This window comes from Streptomyces sp. NBC_01260 (genome assembly GCF_036226405.1).
In the GTDB taxonomy this organism is placed as follows: domain Bacteria; phylum Actinomycetota; class Actinomycetes; order Streptomycetales; family Streptomycetaceae; genus Streptomyces; species Streptomyces laculatispora.
This window is the reverse complement of record NZ_CP108464.1, coordinates 5,538,306-5,555,613: the sequence shown is the minus strand read 5'-3', so window position 1 is coordinate 5,555,613 and position 17,308 is coordinate 5,538,306. Positions and strand designations below refer to the sequence as shown.

At 70.5% G+C, this 17,308-nt stretch carries 18 protein-coding genes; 7 read left to right on the top strand and 11 right to left on the bottom strand.

Annotated features, from left to right (window positions below; genetic code table 11):
* Positions 1–164 precede the first annotated feature (164 nt).
* The 4 genes from OG322_RS24695 to OG322_RS24680 form a co-directional block, all read right to left on the bottom strand.
* Positions 165–1,463: a citrate synthase gene (locus OG322_RS24695; protein ID WP_123471197.1), complete on the bottom strand. Its 1,299-nt coding sequence runs from the start codon at positions 1,461–1,463 to the stop codon at positions 165–167.
* Positions 1,464–1,592: 129 nt separating this feature from the next.
* Complete coding sequence (recD2, locus tag OG322_RS24690; protein WP_329306944.1) at positions 1,593–3,893, bottom strand: SF1B family DNA helicase RecD2; 2,301 nt, start codon at positions 3,891–3,893, stop codon at positions 1,593–1,595.
* 85 nt (positions 3,894–3,978) lie between these two features.
* Positions 3,979–5,001, bottom strand: coding sequence for a CU044_5270 family protein (locus OG322_RS24685; protein WP_329306943.1), 1,023 nt, complete (start codon positions 4,999–5,001; stop codon positions 3,979–3,981).
* Positions 4,998–5,642: an RNA polymerase sigma factor gene (locus OG322_RS24680; RefSeq protein ID WP_329306942.1), complete on the bottom strand. Its 645-nt coding sequence runs from the start codon at positions 5,640–5,642 to the stop codon at positions 4,998–5,000. The genes OG322_RS24685 and OG322_RS24680 overlap by 4 nt, the downstream gene beginning before the upstream one ends.
* A gap of 258 nt (positions 5,643–5,900) precedes the next feature.
* Between OG322_RS24680 and OG322_RS24675 the strand changes: the two genes are divergently transcribed.
* Entirely contained in the window at positions 5,901–6,485 is a 585-nt protein-coding gene (locus OG322_RS24675) for a choice-of-anchor C family protein (RefSeq protein ID WP_329306941.1), read from the top strand.
* A 29-nt stretch (positions 6,486–6,514) separates the two neighbouring features.
* On the opposite strand, the gene OG322_RS24670 is transcribed toward OG322_RS24675, so the two are convergent.
* Entirely contained in the window at positions 6,515–7,171 is a 657-nt protein-coding gene (locus OG322_RS24670; RefSeq protein ID WP_329306940.1) for an NAD(P)-dependent oxidoreductase, read from the bottom strand.
* 101 nt (positions 7,172–7,272) lie between these two features.
* On the opposite strand from OG322_RS24670, the gene OG322_RS24665 reads away from it, so the two are divergent.
* Entirely contained in the window at positions 7,273–7,695 is a 423-nt protein-coding gene (locus tag OG322_RS24665; RefSeq protein ID WP_329306939.1) for a winged helix-turn-helix transcriptional regulator, read from the top strand.
* Here OG322_RS24665 and OG322_RS24660 read toward each other — a convergent pair.
* Together OG322_RS24660 and OG322_RS24655 are read right to left on the bottom strand one after the other, a co-directional pair.
* Positions 7,636–7,971 (bottom strand): hypothetical protein, encoded by a 336-nt coding sequence (locus OG322_RS24660; RefSeq protein WP_329306938.1) that lies wholly within the window; start codon positions 7,969–7,971, stop codon positions 7,636–7,638. The two genes, OG322_RS24665 and OG322_RS24660, sit on opposite strands and share 60 nt — an antisense overlap.
* On the bottom strand, positions 7,968–8,270 hold the full coding sequence (locus OG322_RS24655) for a hypothetical protein (protein ID WP_329306937.1): 303 nt from the start codon (positions 8,268–8,270) through the stop codon (positions 7,968–7,970). The genes OG322_RS24660 and OG322_RS24655 overlap by 4 nt, the downstream gene beginning before the upstream one ends.
* A gap of 193 nt (positions 8,271–8,463) precedes the next feature.
* Here OG322_RS24655 and OG322_RS24650 point away from each other — a divergent pair, with 193 nt between their 5' ends.
* The 3 genes from OG322_RS24650 to OG322_RS24640 all read left to right on the top strand — a co-directional run bounded on the left by OG322_RS24650 (position 8,464) and on the right by OG322_RS24640 (position 10,761).
* Positions 8,464–9,303: a helix-turn-helix domain-containing protein gene (locus OG322_RS24650; RefSeq protein ID WP_329306936.1), complete on the top strand. Its 840-nt coding sequence runs from the start codon at positions 8,464–8,466 to the stop codon at positions 9,301–9,303.
* A complete protein-coding gene (locus OG322_RS24645) occupies positions 9,275–9,502 on the top strand; it encodes a DUF397 domain-containing protein (RefSeq protein WP_329306935.1) in 228 nt (75 codons plus the stop codon). Before OG322_RS24650 ends, OG322_RS24645 begins: the two co-directional genes overlap by 29 nt.
* Before the next feature lie 134 nt (positions 9,503–9,636).
* Positions 9,637–10,761 carry a carotenoid oxygenase family protein gene (locus OG322_RS24640; protein ID WP_329306934.1) on the top strand — a complete coding sequence of 375 codons (1,125 nt, stop codon included), beginning with the start codon at positions 9,637–9,639 and terminating at the stop codon, positions 10,759–10,761.
* A 210-nt stretch (positions 10,762–10,971) separates the two neighbouring features.
* On the opposite strand, the gene OG322_RS24635 is transcribed toward OG322_RS24640, so the two are convergent.
* Genes OG322_RS24635 through OG322_RS24625 form a run of 3 tightly spaced genes read right to left on the bottom strand, consistent with a single transcriptional unit; the run spans position 10,972 to position 14,160 of the window.
* A complete protein-coding gene (locus OG322_RS24635) occupies positions 10,972–11,814 on the bottom strand; it encodes a sugar phosphate isomerase/epimerase family protein (protein WP_123471208.1) in 843 nt (280 codons plus the stop codon).
* Positions 11,811–12,956, bottom strand: coding sequence for a dihydrodipicolinate synthase family protein (locus tag OG322_RS24630; protein ID WP_123471209.1), 1,146 nt, complete (start codon positions 12,954–12,956; stop codon positions 11,811–11,813). The genes OG322_RS24635 and OG322_RS24630 overlap by 4 nt, the downstream gene beginning before the upstream one ends.
* A gap of 52 nt (positions 12,957–13,008) precedes the next feature.
* On the bottom strand, positions 13,009–14,160 hold the full coding sequence (locus tag OG322_RS24625) for a Gfo/Idh/MocA family protein (protein WP_123471210.1): 1,152 nt from the start codon (positions 14,158–14,160) through the stop codon (positions 13,009–13,011).
* A gap of 130 nt (positions 14,161–14,290) precedes the next feature.
* On the opposite strand from OG322_RS24625, the gene OG322_RS24620 reads away from it, so the two are divergent.
* Both OG322_RS24620 and OG322_RS24615 read left to right on the top strand, forming a co-directional pair.
* Positions 14,291–15,397: a LacI family DNA-binding transcriptional regulator gene (locus tag OG322_RS24620; RefSeq protein ID WP_123471211.1), complete on the top strand. Its 1,107-nt coding sequence runs from the start codon at positions 14,291–14,293 to the stop codon at positions 15,395–15,397.
* A gap of 185 nt (positions 15,398–15,582) precedes the next feature.
* On the top strand, positions 15,583–16,371 hold the full coding sequence (locus tag OG322_RS24615) for a sugar phosphate isomerase/epimerase family protein (RefSeq protein WP_123471511.1): 789 nt from the start codon (positions 15,583–15,585) through the stop codon (positions 16,369–16,371).
* 5 nt (positions 16,372–16,376) lie between these two features.
* Here the strand turns inward: OG322_RS24615 and OG322_RS24610 are convergent, their stop codons facing one another.
* Positions 16,377–17,288 carry an EamA family transporter gene (locus OG322_RS24610; RefSeq protein ID WP_123471513.1) on the bottom strand — a complete coding sequence of 304 codons (912 nt, stop codon included), beginning with the start codon at positions 17,286–17,288 and terminating at the stop codon, positions 16,377–16,379.
* Positions 17,289–17,308: the final 20 nt, after the last annotated feature.

Genomic DNA, 17,308 nt, shown 5'->3' with positions numbered 1-17,308 from the left:
CGCTTCTCGCATGTCCGGACGCATCCCGCCCAGGCGGCGACGCGTCCGGGCAAGCAAATCGCCCCGGACACCGCGCTCTGTGCGAAAGCGCGGCAGTCGGGGCGAAGGCAACCGGCCGAGAGGGCCCGGGGTGACGCAGGAGTTGTGCGGGGGCGGTCCGGGGCTCAGCGGCCCTCGACCGGGACGAAGTCGCGCAGGACCTCGCCGGTGTAGATCTGGCGCGGGCGGCCGATGCGGGAACCCGGCTCCTTGATCATCTCGTGCCACTGGGCGATCCAGCCCGGCAGCCGGCCGATCGCGAAGAGCACCGTGAACATCTCGCTCGGGAAGCCCATGGCCCGGTAGATCAGACCGGTGTAGAAGTCCACGTTGGGGTAGAGGTTGCGCGAGACGAAGTACTCGTCGGAGAGCGCGTGCTCCTCCAGCTTGAGCGCGATGTCGAGCAGCTCGTCGGACTTGCCGAGCGAGGACAGCACATCGTGGGCCGCGGCCTTAATGATCTTGGCGCGCGGGTCGAAGGACTTGTACACCCGGTGGCCGAAGCCCATCAGGCGGACGCCGTCCTCCCTGTTCTTCACCTTGCTGATGAAGGAGTCGACGTCGCCACCGTTGGCCTGGATGCCCTCGAGCATCTCCAGCACCGACTGGTTGGCGCCACCGTGCAGGGGGCCCCACAGCGCCGAGATACCGGCGGAGATCGAGGCGAACATGTTCGCCTGCGAGGAGCCGACCAGACGCACGGTGGAGGTCGAACAGTTCTGCTCGTGGTCCGCGTGCAGGATGAGCAGCTTCTCCAGCGCCGAGACGACGACCGGGTCCGGCACGTACTCCTGGGCGGGGACCGAGAAGGTCATGCGCAGGAAGTTCTCGACGTAACCGAGGTCGTTGCGCGGGTAGACGAACGGGTGACCGATCGACTTCTTGTACGCGTACGCCGCGATGGTCGGCAGCTTGGCCAGCAGCCGGATCGTCGAGAGGTGACGCTGCTCCTCGTCGAACGGGTTGTGGCTGTCCTGGTAGAACGTGGACAGCGCGCTGACGACCGAGGACAGCATGGCCATCGGGTGGGCGTCGCGCGGGAAGCCGTCGAAGAACCGCTTGACGTCCTCGTGCAGCAGCGTGTGCTGGGTGATCTCATTCTTGAAGGCCGACAGCTCGTCGACCTTCGGAAGCTCACCGTTGATGAGCGTGTACGCGACCTCGAGGAACGTCGATTGCTCGGCGAGCTGCTCGATCGGGTAGCCGCGGTACCGCAGGATGCCCTGCTCGCCATCGAGATAGGTGATGGCCGATTTATACGCAGCGGTGTTGCCGTATCCGCTGTCCAGCGTCACCAGGCCGGTGTTCGCCCGGAGCTTCCCGATGTCGAAGCCCTTGTCGCCGACGGTGCTGTCGATCACCGGGTAGGTGTACTCGCCATCGCCGTACCGCAGTACCACAGCGTTGTTGGTGTGCTCGCTCACGTCATCCCTCACCGACGTAGTGCCTCTTCTTCGAGGTTCCCTGACTGTCTCCACCCTCCCCCATTTGGCTCAGGAGAGTGCACTCGGGGTCGTCCATTGGACCTACTCGCGGCACTGAGTGCCGCGAGCTTATTCATCCTGCCCCCTTGACTGCGGTTCCGGAAGACCTCCGTGATGTTTCCCACCGATTTGATCGATCATTTTTTCGACGGATCCTCCTTCCGTACCTCCCTGAAGCCGGTAATCCAGCGCTGTACAACGTCTGCCTGCGGAAACCGTGCGGACCGCCTGCCCGATCGCCTGCCGGGAGCCGACCAGCACGACGAGCTTCTTGGCCCTCGTCACAGCGGTGTAGAGCAGGTTCCGCTGGAGCATCATCCAGGCGCTCTTGGTGACCGGGATGACGACGGCCGGGTACTCGCTGCCCTGGGAGCGGTGGATCGTCATGGCGTACGCGTGGGACAGCTCGTCGAGCTCGTCGAAGTCGTAACTGATCTCCTCGTCCTCGTCCGTGAGCACGGTCAGCTTCTGCTCGTCCACGTCGAGGGCGGTGACCACGCCGACCGTGCCGTTGAAGACGCCGTTCTCGCCCTTGTCGTAGTTGTTGCGGATCTGGGTGACCTTGTCGCCGACCCGGAACACCCGGCCGCCGAACCGCTTTTCGGGCAGATCGGGGCGGGCGGGCGTGATGGCCTGCTGGAGCAGACCGTTGAGGTGGCCGGCGCCCGCCGGGCCGCGGTGCATCGGAGCGAGTACCTGCACGTCACGGCGGGGGTTCAGACCGAACTTCGCGGGGATGCGGCGGGCCGCGACATCGACCGCGAGCACGCCCGCGTCCTCCGTCTCGTCCTCCACGAAGAGGAAGAAGTCGCTGAGCCCCTGGGTGAGCGGCGGTACGCCGGAGTTGATCCGGTGGGCGTTGGTGACGACGCCGGACTGCTGGGCCTGGCGGAAGATGGTGGTCAGCCGGACCGCCGGTACGGGTCCGCCGTCGGCGAGCAGATCCCGCAGCACCTCCCCCGCGCCGACCGACGGCAGTTGGTCGACGTCCCCGACGAGCAGCAGATGGGCACCGGGTGCCACCGCCTTGACGAGCTTGTTGGCGAGCAGCAGATCGAGCATCGACGCCTCGTCGACGACGACCAGATCGGCGTCCAGCGGGCGGTCCCGGTCGTACGCCGCGTCGCCGCCCGGCTTCAGTTCCAGCAGCCGGTGCACGGTGGAGGCCTCGGCCCCGGTCAGCTCGGAAAGCCGCTTCGCCGCCCGGCCGGTCGGCGCGGCGAGCACCACCTTGGCCTTCTTGGCGCGGGCCAGCTCCACGATGGACCGGACGGTGAACGACTTCCCGCAGCCGGGCCCACCGGTCAGCACGGCGACCTTCCGGCTGAGCGCGAGCCGCACGGCGGCCTCCTGCTCGGGGGCCAGCGTCGCGCCCGTCCGGCCCGCGAGCCATTTCAGGGCCTTGTCCCAGTCCACGTCGCCGAAGGCCGGCATCCGCTCCTCCGGCGTCCGCAGCAGCCGCCGCACCTGGGCGGCAAGGGCGATCTCGGCGCGGTGGAAGGGCACCAGATAGACGGCGGTGACCGGCTCGCCGCCCTCGGGCGAGGGCACCTTCTCCCGTACGACGCCCTCCGGGTCCTCGGCGAGTTCGGCGAGGCACTCGATGACCAGCCCGGTGTCCACCTGGAGCAGCTTCACCGCGTCGGCGATCAGCCGCTCCTCGGGGAGGAAGCAGTGCCCCTGGTCGGTGGACTGCGACAGCGCGTACTGGAGTCCGGCCTTGACCCGCTCCGGGCTGTCGTGCGGGATGCCGACCGCCTGGGCGATCTTGTCGGCGGTGAGGAAGCCGATGCCCCAGACGTCGGCGGCGAGCCGGTAGGGCTGGTTCTTCACGACGGAGATCGAGGAGTCGTCGTACTTCTTGTAGATACGGACGGCGATGGAGGTCGAGACGCCGACACCCTGGAGGAAGACCATGACCTCCTTGATCGCCTTCTGCTGCTCCCAGGCTGCGGCGATCATCTTCGTCCGCTTCGGGCCGAGCCCCGGTACCTCCACCAGCCGCTTGGGCTGCTGCTCGATGATGTCGAGGGTGTCGACGCCGAAGTGGGTGGTGATCCGGTCGGCCATGACGGGGCCGATGCCCTTGATCAGGCCGGAGCCGAGGTAGCGGCGGATGCCCTGGATGGTGGCGGGGAGGATCGTCGTGTAGTTCTCGACGGTGAACTGCTTGCCGTACTGCGAGTGCGAGCCCCAACGCCCCTCCATCCGCAGCGACTCGCCGGGCTGCGCGCCCAGCAGCGAGCCGACCACGGTGAGCAGATCGTTGGCGCCGCGTCCGGTGTCGACGCGGGCGACCGTGTACCCGTTCTCCTCGTTGGCGTAGGTGATCCGCTCAAGGACCCCTTCGAGGACGGCCATGTTGGACATGCTCCGACGCTACCGGTTCCCTCGGACAAGCGGTCCGGGCCGGCCGCCCTCCCCCGTGGGCGCCGGCCCTTCCCTCCCTGCTCCCTCAGGGGCGCCGCCCCTTCGCGTCGACCACCGCGCGTTCGAGGACGGCGGCCGTGGACAGTACCTGTCCCGCCTCGATGCTGTCGGTGGCCTGTGTCGCGACGCTGCGGCTGCCGATGAGTTGCAGGCTCTTGCTGTCGAAGATCAGCTCGTCACGGAGTCCCGGGTTGTACGCGTCGTAGCGGGCGACGGCCACACCGTGGTGCCCGGCGGCGTTCACGGCGTCGGGCACCACGACCACCCCCTTGATCTTCGCGGCGGCGCGGAACAGTGCGGCGCTGACGTCCGGCGGCATCAGGGACTCCTTGAGGAGGCCCTCGACGAGTACGAACGCGTCCTGGTCGGGATTCCGCTCCGTGTCCCCCGAGTCCCCTTGGGAGCGGAGCCACTTCAGCATCGCGTCCGCATCGGTGGGCAGGGTCTGGAGGTGCCGGTAGTTGGTGCTCTGCCCGTAGCCGAGCTCGCCCGGCGCGGGATCGCGCTCCAGCACCTCGTTGTCCTGGTTGCCGCCCGGTTCGCGGAGCAGTCCGGGGCGCGTCCCGTCGACGGAGAGCCACACCTCGCGCCGGTGCAGGGCGGCGAGCTTCGTCTCGCTGCCCTCCCCCACGGTCGCGGCGGCCACCCTGCTGCGGATGTAGACGAACTGGTCGTCGCGGATGGTGTCGCCCGCCGGGGAGTGCGCCGCGACCGTCGCGATGCGGTCGAGCAGTTCGGCCGCACCGCCGGTGGTGTCCGCGTTCACCTTGGGCGCGAAGGCGTACGTCGCCTTGCCCTCCCGCCCCACCGGTGTCGCGGAACCGTCCGCCCCGGTCATCGCGATCCCCGCGACGACCGCGAGTGCCAGCGCTCCCGCGAGAGCCGGACCTGCGACGACGGGCCGCAGCCACTTGCGGCGGCGGGCGGTCCTCGCCTCCTCTGCCTCCGGAACGGGGGTCTGCCGGATCTCTCGCATCAGGTGCTCCTTGAGATGACGGTGGCGGCCCGGCCGAAGGTCCTTCTCGGGGAGCGACGTGTTGTCGTTCATCGGTTTCCCTCCTGAATGGGCTGAGCCGCGTTCGTGCGGCCATCTCTCACCTGTCGTGGGCGGCCGAGCGGTTCCCTGTTTGCGGTGATCTGATTCCCGGCGGTCTGATTCCCGGCGGCCTTCGCGAGTTTCCTTCTGGCTCTGGAGAGCCGGGAGCGGACCGTGCCCCGCGGAATCCCGAGCGCCTCGGCGGCGGCCGCGTAGTCGAACCCGGACCACACACAGAGCGCGAGCACCTCGCGTTCGCCACGTCGGAGGGTGTCCAGTGCCAGCCGCACCGCGCCCAGCAGTTCCGCGTCGTCGACCCGGCTCGCGACCTCGTCGGCGAAGTCGCTCACCGGGGTGCCCGGGGGCAGCCGCGCGATCGCGGCGGCGTGCCGGCCGGCGGCGCGCCGGGTGTTGCGTACGACGTTCGTCGCGACGCCCAGCAACCAGGGGCGCACCGACCCCCCTTCGGCATCCACCCGGCCCCGCAGCCGCCAGGCCTCCAGGAACGTCAGCGAGACCACGTCCTCAGCGGTCGACCAGTCCCCCGTCAGCCGGAACGCGTGGTTGTACACGGAGCGTGCATACCGGTCGAACAGCTCCGCGAAGGCGTCGTCGTCCCCGTCCCGGATCCGGGCCCGCAGTTGTGTCTCCATGACCTTTGACCTGTCCGGGAGCTAGGGGCGGTTCCCGTGACTCACGTCACAGCACCCGCGTGCGGTGCGCAAGTGCAGGGGGGCCATGGGCGTCCAGCACGCCGCGTGCCCGGACTGCCAGAGCTCCCAGATCGGTGATTTTGAGACGAAGTCAGATGGAATGACTATTTATTTCCCCACATGCCTGTTCCCTTGCGCGGGAATGCCTTGGCCACGAGACGCATCGCATCGGGGCGATGGTCCGGGGAGGGGAATCCCATGCGCGTATCCCGCACGTTCACCGCTGCCGCCGCCGCGTCGTCCGTCCTTCTTGCCTGTACCGGTACGGCGGCGGCCGCACCGAGTCACTTCGACGACGGCAGTTTCGAGTACCCCGTCTCGACGCCGGGCGGGTTCAAGGACCTTGTGGCGGGACAGTCCATCGGACCGTGGCAGGTCACCAGCGGCTCGGTGGACCTGATGGGCGCGGGGTCCTGGCAAGCGGCCGAGGGCGACCAGTCGGTGGACCTCAGCGGTGTCAGGGCGGGGTCGGTGTCGCAGACCTTCACCACCGTCCCCGGAACGAAGTACACGGTGACGTACGCCGTGGCCGGCAACCCCGCCGGCCCGCCGACGGTGAAATCGGGCAAGGTCCTCGTCAACGGCCAGAACTTCCAGGACTTCACCTTCGACATCACCGGCAAGACGTACACGGACATGGGCTACGTCTACCGGCAGGTGAACTTCGTCGCCACCAAGTCCACCACGACGCTGGGGTTCGCCAGTTCGGTCAACACGGCCTACGGGCCCGTACTCGACGACGTCACGGTCGTCGCCTGCCCACCGTGCCCCTCCTGCGGCTGACGTCGCGGCAGCCGCAGGGGCCGGTCATCTCAGGCGGCCACGGCGGCCAGTGAACGGTGATGCTTCGGGGTCTCGATCTCGTCGACCAGCGCCACCGCCAGATCCGCGTACGAGAAGCCCTCCCCGCCGTCACCGGCGGGGAGCAACTGCGCGCCGCCGATGCGGTAACGGCCGGTCCGGGCAGCCTCGTTGTCCAGGATGACGGGCGGCGGGGCGACCACCAGCCAGTCCAGCTCGGTCTCGGCGGCGCGGAGCACATCGAGCTCCGCGGCGTGCCCGAGAGAAAAGGTCCGGGCCTCCGCCGGAAAGCCGGGCGCGTCATGGACCATGACACCCGGCGCCATCTCCAGCGTGGTGCCGATGCCGATCAGCACCAGCCGGCCGACCCCGGCGCGGGCCAGCCCGTCCAGCAGGGCGTGCGCCGCGCCCACGTAGAACTCCTCCGAGGACATGTCCATCCGCCCCGCCGCGCTGATCGCCGCATCGTGCCCCTGGGAGACCGCCGCCACGCTGTCCGCGTCGGCGACGTCCCCCGAGACCACGCTCACGCCGGCACCGGCCAGATCCTGGTACGACCCCGAGTCCCGCACCACCGCGGTGACCTGATGCCCACGGGACACGGCCTCGGCGACCGCACGGCGGCCCGCACGCCCACCCGCTCCGAAGATGACGATGCTGCTGCTCATGAGCGTCCCCTCGACAGGGCCGGCGAACGGCCGGCCGATGCAGCGGACGCTAGCCCCGCACCCCATGGTTTCCGCAACGATAGTTACGTACGCTGGCCAGGGTGAGCCAACCACTTGATCCCGAAATGTTCACCGGGTGCTCCCACACGGCCTCACCGTTCCGGATCGGCGGCAAATGGACCGCGCAGATCATCAGGTGCCTGGAGCCTGGACCCCGCCGCTTCTCCGAGCTGGAGATCCCGCTGCGCTCCATCACCCCCAAGGTCCTGACCGAGACCCTGCGCGCGATGGAGCGGGACGCACTGATCACCCGAACCGTCCACGCGGGCGTCCCGGCCCCGGTCACCTACGAACTGACCCCGCTCGGCCTCACCCTGCTCGCGCCCATGGCCGCCTGCTGCGCGTGGGCGGCGGAGCATCTGCCGACACTGCTGGACGCCAGGGACGCCCACGACTCCCTCGGCTCACCGGGTGTCGACGCCGGGGTCGACGCCGGGGTCGCGACCCCTCGCGCCCAGCCGTGAGCCCCGGCTCTCCGCGACCCGTTTGACCTCCCGCAACGACTCGGTCAACCGGCTCGCGAGGAAGTGGAGTTCGACCCGGGTGACCTTCCGGTCCGCCAGGAGGCTGGTGGCATGCCCGATCAGATCGCCCGCCATGCCGAGCTGGACGCCCTCGATGCCGTCCGCCATCCGCGACACGTACCCGGTGCCGTCCCCGATGACGTAACACGGCTTGCCCCCCTGCTCCGTCCAGGGCAACAGCCTGATCCCGTCGCCCTCGCACCGTCCCCCGCTCATGCCGTGGCCTCGGCTCCACGGATGAACCGGGGTCCGTCCGCCTCACGCACGGAGATCCACAGCGCCCTGCGGCGCGCACACCGGCGCCGCTCCTCGGCCATGCGCCTCTCGTGCGCGACGAGGTACGGGCGTACCAGAGGACTGTCCTCGCCTCGCGGGGGACGCTCACCCGTGCGGTACGCGGTCGGCCCGCTCACGTAGTCGCAGGAGTACGGGTACAGGTAGAGGTCCCGCTTCCGCTTGCGCCGGTTTCGGCACCGCACCAGCGACTCAAGTAGCCGGGCGATAGCGTGCTTCATGTCAGCCTGCTTTCTCAGGGTGGCCATGCCCCCGGACCGATCGCATCGGTCGCGGGGGTCTTCGTCTCTCGATCCCGATGGGGAGTTCACTGCGCTCTGTAGCGAACCCATCACAGAGTGGGGTCGGAAGTGGCTACGCTGCCAGGGGGTGGGGGATGACAGAGCGCAGGTCAGGTCAGGGAGTTGAGGCCGCATGGATATCAGCCGGAAGCCGCGTACGCCGCGGGAGAAGTACGGGGAGGAGCTGAGGTTACGGCGGATCGCCGCCGGGCTGACGCAGGAGGCCCTGAGTGAGCAGGTGGTCTGTTCCCCCACGCTGATCAGTCATTGGGAGGCGGGGCGGCGGCTGCCGAAGCCGGACGACGCCCGGCGCATCGATATCGCGCTGAACACTGACGGTTTCTTCGTCCGCTGGCTGGCCGACCTGGACTCGAAGTTCGCCCGGTACTTCACAGCGGTGGCCGAGTTGGAGCGTGAGACCACGGAGATTCGTCAGTACGGCGCGTCCCTCATCCCCGGTCTACTCCAGACGGCTGCGTACGCTCGTGCCGTGTTCCAGGCGTATCGCCCCAATTACCGCACGGAGGAGCTTGACGAATTCATTGTCAACCGCATGGAACGCGGCCGGTTGCTCACGGAGTCGGCTACTCCCGTCACCTGGACTCTTCTTGACGAGGCCGCGCTCCGTCGGTGCATCGGCGGCCCGCAGGCCATGGCAGAGCAGTTGCGCAAAGTAGCGGACATGGCGGAGTCGGGTCGTCTGCGTCTGCACGTGCTGACTTTCGCGTCGGGGGCACACGCACTCCTGGAGAGCTCGCTCTATCTGCTGAATTTCGCGGACGCCGCTCCGCTCGCGTACGTCGAGGCCCTTCGCACCGGAAATCTGATGGATGATCCCGCGCTGGTAGAGGCCTGTCACGCGTCCTACACTCTCGCCCTGAGCGAGGCGGCCTCCCAACAGAGTTCTGTGGCCCTCGTCAGAGCCATCGCAGAGGAGCACGAACATGCACCGCATCAACCACACCGTCGCTGATGCCACGACGCCGGTCGGTTGGTTCAAGTCCAGCTACAGCGGTGGCGGCAACGGCGATTGCCTTGAGGTCGCCGGCGGCTACGCCTCCGTCCCCGTACGCGACAGCAAGGCGGGCCCGTCCGGACCGGCCGTCGTCTTCTCCGCAGAGGGCTGGACCTCCTTCGTCACCGCGGTCAAGGGAGGCCGGTTCACGGTCTGACCCGGCCCTGCCCACGTAAGGAACAGGGGGCCTGACGCCACCCCGGGGCGGTGTCCACCCCTCCTCCGCCGGGCCGCCGACCGTCGCAGACTCATGACCGTGGTTCACGACAACACCGTTCAGGAGTAAGGCACATGGCGCGACACACACGGCGCGACGTACTGCGCGGGGCGGCGGCGCTGGCCGCCGCGGGCGGGCTCGTCGCCGCCGGGCCCGGCTCGCAGCCGGCCGCCGGCGCCGCACAGTCCGACGGGACTGCCACGCGGCGCTTCCCGTTCCTGGAGGGGGCGTTCGAGCCGGTCACCGAGGAGCTGACCGCATTCGATCTGCCGGTCACCGGGCGCATCCCGCGCGAGCTGAACGGGCGCTATCTGCGCAACGGGCCCAATGTCCTCGGCCTTGAGGACCCGCGCGCCCATCACTCAATGCTCGGCGACGGCATGGTGCACGGGGTCCGGCTGCGCGACGGACGCGCCGAGTGGTACCGCAATCGCTGGGTGCGCTCCTCCCAGGTCGCGGAGAAGCTGGGCGAGCCGTATCCCGGGCCCGTGCCGCCGGACGACTTCCCCAGCAACACCCATGTCATCCCGTACCGGGGGCGGATTCTCGCGCTCCAGGAGAGCGGGCCGCTGCCGTACGAGCTCGACGACGAGCTGAACACCGTGGGCACCCATGACTTCCGGGGCACGCTGGAGGGCGCGTTCACCGCTCACACCAAGCTCGACGCGCACGCCGGTGAACTGCACGCGATCACGTACTACCCGACCTGGGACCACGTGCGGCACCTGGTCGTGGACCCGGCGGGGCGGGTCTCGCGCACCACGCGGATTCCGGTCGCCGACGCGCCGATGATCCACGACTTCGCGCTCACCGAGAACTACGTGGTGGTCTTCGACATGCCGGTCACCTTCGACCCGGCGGGGGCGGAGCGGGGCGCCCCGGTGCCGTACGTCTGGAACCGGAAGCACCCGGCGCGGGTCGGTGTCCTGCCGCGGGCGGGCGGTGCGGTGCGGTGGTTCGAGGTGGACCCGGTCTACTACTCGCACACCCTGAACGCGTATGAGGAGGGGTCGGACATCGTCGTCGACCTGACGGCGTTCCCGGCGCCCTTCCTCGTCGCCGGCAACGGCTCGGGCGCGCCGTACGGGGCAGGCACCGGGCGGCTCGAACGGTGGAGCCGGTCGCCCGGATCCAGCTGCCCGGACGGGTGCCGCTCGGCTTCCGCGGAAGCTGGATTCCGGACGCCTGAGCGGTGGTGACCGCTGCGCGCAAAGCCCGTGGCCACAGCGAAACGGGGCCCGGTCTTTCGACCGGACCCCACTCGCTATCCCCCTCGGCCGGAGCTTCCCAATCCCCCCGGATCCCTCCCCGGAAGCGTCCGACGGCAGATATGACCCGCCGGGGTGCCCAAGGGTTGCGCGGCTTGGCAATCTCTTTGCCTCAAGGGCCAGGACGCGCCGGATACGGGTTCAGCAGGCGTGTTCCACGTAGCGGGCCGCTACCTCCGCCAGCACCTCGGAGCCGTCGCGCGCCCACAGGTCCTCGTTGAAGATCTCCACCTCGACCGGGCCGTCGAAGCCGGTGGCCTCAACTGCCGTACGGAAGGCGCGGAAGTCCACGCAGCCGTCGCCGAGCTGGCCCCGGCCGACCAGGACGCCCGCCGGGAGCGGGGTGATCCAGTCGGCGAGCTGGAAGGAGTGGATGCGGCCGGCCGCGCCCGCGCGGGCGATCCGGTCGGGCGCCTGGTCGTCCCACCAGAGGTGGTAGGTGTCGACGACGACCCCGACCCGGTCGGCCGGGAAGCGTTCCGCGATGTCCAGGGCCTGGGACAGGGTGGAGACCACGCAGCGGTCCGAGGCGAACATCGGGTGCAGCGGTTCGATCGCCAGGCGCACGCCGCGCTCCGCCGCGTACGGGGCCAGTTCGCCCAGGGCGTCCGCGATCCGCTCGCGGGCGCCGTACAGGTCCTTGCTCCCGGCCGGGAGGCCGCCCGAGACCAGGACCAGGGTGTCCGTGGACAGGCCCGCCGCCTCGTCGAGCGCCGCGCGGTTGTCGTCCAGGGCGCGGGCCCGCTCGGCCGGGTCGGTGGCGGTGAGAAAGCCGCCCCGGCAGAGGCTGGTGACGGACAGGCCCGAGTCGGCGAGGAGCCGGGCCGTGCGCTCGACGCCGTACTCCTGCACCGGGGCCCGCCACAGGCCGACCTTGCCGATGCCCGCCTTCGCGCAGCCCTCGGCGAGTTCGGGCAGCGACCACTGCTTGATGGTCTCCTGGTTGATGGAGAGCCGGGAGAGGTCGTTACGGGTATCGGTCATCGGGAGCCTCCTTGGACCGTGAGCAGGGCGCGCATCCGGGATTCGGCCAGCTCGGGGTCGGGGAACAGGCCGAGCCGGTCGGCGAGTTCGTACGCCTTCGCCAGATGCGGCAGCGAGCGGGCCGACTGGAGGCCGCCGACCATCGTGAAGTGGTCCTGGTGGCCGGCCAGCCAGGCGAGGAAGACGACGCCCGTCTTGTAGTAGCGGGTCGGGGTCTGGAAGAGGTGCCGGGACAACTCGACGGTCGGGTCGAGGAGTTCACGGAAACCCTTGGTGTCGCCCGTGTCCAGGACCCGGACCGCGTGGGCGGCCAGCGGGCCGAGCGGGTCGAAGATGCCGAGCAGCGCGTGGCTGAAGCCGCGGTCGTCGCCCGCGATCAGCTCGGGGTAGTTGAAGTCGTCGCCCGTGTAGCAGCGCACCCCGCTGGGGAGGCGGCGCCGGACGTCGATCTCGCGCTCCGCGTCGAGGAGGGAGATCTTGATGCCGTCGACCTTGTCGGGGTGTTCGGCGATGACCTGGAGGAAGGTGTCGGTGGCCGCGTCGAGGTCGGCGGAGCCCCAGTAGCCGTCCAGCGCCGGGTCGAACATCGGGCCCAGCCAGTGCAGCACGACCGGCTCGGTGGCCTGGCGCAGCAGGTGGGCGTAGGTCTCCAGGTAGTCCTGCGGCCCGTTCGCCGCGGCGGCGAGCGCGCGGGAGGCCATCAGGATGGCCTGGGCGCCGCTCCCCTCGACGAGGGCGAGCTGCTCCTCGTACGCGGACCGCACCTCGGCCAGCGAGGCGGGGCCGGGCGGGAGCTGGTCGGTGCCGACGCCGCAGGCGATCGCGCCGCCGACGGACTTGGCCTCGGCGGCCGAGCGGCGGATCAGCTCGGCCGCACCCGCCCAGTCCAGGCCCATGCCGCGCTGGGCGGTGTCCATGGCCTCGGCGACACCGAGGCCGTGCGACCAGAGGTGGCGGCGGAAGGCGAGGGTGGCGTCCCAGTCGACGGCGGCCGGGGAGTCGGGGCTGACGTCCGCGTACGGGTCGGCGACGACATGGGCGGCGGAGAAGACCGTGCGGGAGGCCAGGGCCGCCCCGCCGGGGGCGAGGTCGAGCGGGGTGGCGCGGGGCTCGTACGGCCCCTGCGGGAGGTGGATGGTCATGGTGTCCGCTCCGGGGCGTCGGCGGCGACGGGGGCGGGGGTGGGGCGCGGCGTCACAGGGTCAGCTCCGGGACGTCGAAGCGGCGGCCCTCGGCGGAGGACTTGAGGCCAAGCTCGGCGAGCTGGACGCCGCGGGCGCCGGCCATCAGGTCCCAGGCGTAGGGCTCGTCGAGGACGATGTGGCGCAGGAACAGCTCCCACTGGGCCTTGAAGCCGTTGTCGAAGACGGCGTTGTCGGGGACTTCCTGCCACTGGTCGCGGAAGGACTCGGTGACCGGGAGGTCGGGGTTCCAGACCGGCTTGGGGGTGGCCGAGCGGTGCTGGACGCGGCAGTTGCGGAGCCCTGCGACGGCGGAGCCGTGGGTGCCGTCGACCTGGAACTCGACGAGCTCGTCGCGGTTGACGCGGACCGTCCAGGAGGAGTTGATCTGCGCGACGGCGCCGCTCTCCAGCTGGAAGATGCCGTACGCGGAGTCGTCGGCGGTCGCGGCGTACGGCTTGCCGTGCTCGTCCCAGCGCTGCGGGATGTGCGTCTGGACGTGCGCCTGGACGGTGGTGACGCGGCCGAACAGCTCGTGGAGCACGTACTCCCAGTGCGGGAACATGTCGACGACGATGCCGCCGCCGTCCTCGGAGCGGTAGTTCCAGGAGGGGCGCTGGGCCTCCTGCCAGTCGCCCTCGAAGACCCAGTAGCCGAACTCGCCGCGCACGGAGAGGATCTCGCCGAAGAAACCGCCGTCGATGAGGCGCTTCAGCTTCAGCAGGCCCGGCAGGAAGATCTTGTCCTGGACGACGCCGTGCTTGATCCCGGCGCTCCGGGCGAGCCGGGCCAGCTCCAGGGCGCCCTCGACGTCGGTGGCGGTGGGCTTCTCGGTGTAGATGTGCTTGCCCGCGGCGATGGCCTTCTTGATCGCCTCGACCCGGGCCGAGGTGACCTGGGCGTCGAAGTAGATGTCGATGGTCTCGTCGGCGAGGACCGCGTCGAGGTCGGTCGACCACTCGGTCAGGCCGTGCTGCTCGGCAAGCGCCTCCAGCGCGTGGGCCCGGCGGCCGACGAGGACCGGCTCGGGCCAGAGCACGTCGCCGTTGCCGAGGTCGAGGCCGCCCTGTTCCCGGATCGCGAGGACCGAGCGCACCAGGTGCTGCCGGTATCCCATGCGACCCGTGACGCCGTTCATGGCGATGCGCACTGTCCTGCGTGTCACGAAAGTTCCTCCATACAGCCGTAGCAAGCGCTTTCTATCTGGGATGACGCTAGCCTGCCGACAGCGGCCTGGACAAGAGGGGGCCCGCTGATTGGCTCCTCGTCCCCTCACCACTCCTCGGAGGAATGCGATGACAGTCACCCTGGCGGACGTGGCGGCTCGCGCCCGGGTGTCCCCGGCCACCGTCTCCCGTGTACTGAACGGCAACTACCCGGTGGCCACGTCCACTCGGGAGCGGGTACTGCGTGCGGTGGACGATCTGGACTACGTGCTCAACGGGCCCGCCAGCTCGCTCGCGGCCGCCACCTCCGATCTGATCGGCATCCTGGTCAACGACATCGCCGACCCGTTCTTCGGGATCATGGCGGGCGCGGCGCAGACGGAGATCGGCGGTCCGGGCGACGGTTCCGGCCGGGCGGGCGGCGAGAAACTCGCCGTCGTCTGCAACACCGGCGGCTCCCCGGCCCGCGAGCTCACCTACCTCACCCTGCTCCAGCGCCAGCGCGCCGCCGCCGTCGTCCTCACCGGCGGCGCGGTCGAGGACCCGGCACACCGGGCCGCGATGTCCGCGAAGCTGGCGAAGCTCGCGGACGCGGGAACCAGGGTGGTGCTGTGCGGGCGGCCCCCGCTGCCGGACAGCGAATCGGTGCTGGCCGCGCTCGCCTTCGACAACCGGGGCGGCGGCCGGCGCCTGACCGAGCACCTGATCTCGCTGGGCCACCGCAGGATCGGCTACGCCGCGGGACCGCTGGAGCGCACCACGACCCGCCACCGGCTGGAGGGCCACCGCGACGCGATGAGGGCAGCGGGACTGTACGGGGACGGGGGCGCGGCCGGGGACGGGCGCCCCGCGCACGCCGGTGACGAGGAACGGCTCACCGTGCACGGCTCCTACGACCGCAGCTCCGGCTACGACGCCACCGTCGAACTCCTGCGCCGCGAACCGGGGATCACGGCCGTCGTCGCCGCGAACGACACGGTGGCCCTCGGCGCCGCCGCCGCGATCCGCGACCGCGGTCTGCGCATCCCCGAGGACATCTCGGTGGCGGGCTTCGACGACCTGCCGTTCTCGGTGGACGTGGTCCCGGCACTGACGACCGTACGGCTGCCGCTCTTCGAGGCGGGGGCGCGGGCGGGCCGGCTGGCGATGGGCAAGGAGACCCCGCCGCCGGGCGGCATCGCGACGATTCCGGCGGAGCTGATGGTGCGGGGGTCGACGGCGGTGCCGCGGGGGTGACCCGGCTCCCCGCGACCGGGTCCGCAGGGGGATGACTTGGTTCCCCGTGACCGGGTCCGCAGGGGGATGACTTGCTTCCCCGTGACCGGGGCATCCGTCAGTCAAGCCATGAGCCGATGATGTGCCGCCCACTGCTGGGCCGTACGGTGCAGGGGCACGGCAGGTACCGATGGAAGGACATGCACGTGAAGCTCGCTTTCTCCACCCTCGGGGTGCCGGGGCTGCCGATATCCGAGGTCGTCCGGCTGGCCGCCGAGCACGGCTACCAGGGGGTGGAGCTGCGCGCCCACCCGGAGGAGCCGGTGCACCCGGGGCTCTCGATGCTCGAACGGGCCGATGTGGTCGAGGAGTTCAAGCGGGGCGGGATCGAGATCCTGACCGTGGCCGGCTACGTCCGGGCGGCGTCCGAGGGGGACGACCAGCCGGTGCTGGACGAGCTCGCCGCTCTGGTGGACCTGGCCCGGGACCTGGGGGCGCGGAACGTCCGGGTCTTCCCCGGCGGCGGCGACCAGGACCCCGCCACGGCCGACGCGGCCGCCGCCCGCAGGCTGGCCGCCGCCGCTCCGTACGCCGCGGACATGGGCGTGCGCATCCTGCTGGAGACCCACGACTCGCACCGCGCGGGGGCGGCCGTGGCCCGTGTGGTGGGCACGGTGGGGCACGGGAGCGTCGGTGCGCTGTGGGACATCATGCACACCTGGCTGGCCGGTGAGGACCCGGCCGCGAGCCATGCGGTGCTGGCCCCGCACCTGGGCTACGTCCAGGTGAAGGACATCGCGTCGGCCGAGGACACCGAACCCCTCGCCCTGGGCGCCGGGGTGCTGCCGCTGCGGGCCTGCCTGGACACCCTGGACGCGGACAGCTGGGTCTGCTGGGAGTACGAGAAGCGCTGGCACCCGGAGGCGGCGGAGCTGCCCGGACTGCTGAGCGCGGGGCGCGAGCACCTGCTGCGGCTGGGCGCGCCGAAGCAGTAGGACGCTCAGGCGGCCCCCGCGACCTGCGACTCCGCACACTCCGGGGTGGCGGGGCGGGGGCGCCGCACCCCGGCGAGCGAGGTCAGCGCCACCCCGCCGACCAGCAGCGCCGCCGCGCACCACCGCAGCGGGCTCACCGACTCGTCGAGCAGCAGGGCCGCCGACGACATCCCGAAGACCGGGACGAGCAGGGTGAACGGGGCGACGGACGAGGCCGGGTACCGGCTCAGCAGGAAGCCCCAGGCCCCGAAGCCGAACACCGTGGTGATCCAGGCGACGTAGACGATGATTCCGGCGCCGCTCCAGTCGAGCGCGGCAAGCGCCTCCGTGTCGCGGTCCCAGCCCTCGAAGAGGAGCGAGAGCCCGAGCAGCGGCAGCACCGGGACGGTGGAGACCCAGACCATGAAGTTGAGGGCGTCGGGCGGGGCGGCCTTGCGGGTCAGCACGTTGGACACGCCCCAGCAGGCCGCCGCCGCGATCACCAGGACGAAGGCGAGCACGGGCCCGCTCGCCCCCTCGTCCACGGCGGCGACACCGATCCCGGCCAGGGCCACCGCCATCCCCAACACCCGAACCCCTCCCGGCCGTTCACCGAGTGCGAGGGCCGCGAAGAGCGCGGTGAAGACCGCCTGCACCTGGAGGACCAGGGAGGAGAGTCCGGCCCCCATCCCCCGGTCCATGCCGATGAACAGCAGGCCGAACTTGGCCATCCCCAGGACGAGCCCCACCCCCACGATCCACTTCGTGGCGACCTTCGGCCGGCCGACGAAGAACACCGCGGGCAGCGCCGCGACCAGGAAGCGCAGGGCGGAGAAGAGCAGCGGCGGGAAGTGGTCGAGGCCGAGTTCGATGACGACGAAGTTGACGCCCCAGACGGCGGCCACCAGGGCGGCCAGGGCGATGTGAAGGGGACGCATGCACCGAGGATCACCCGCAC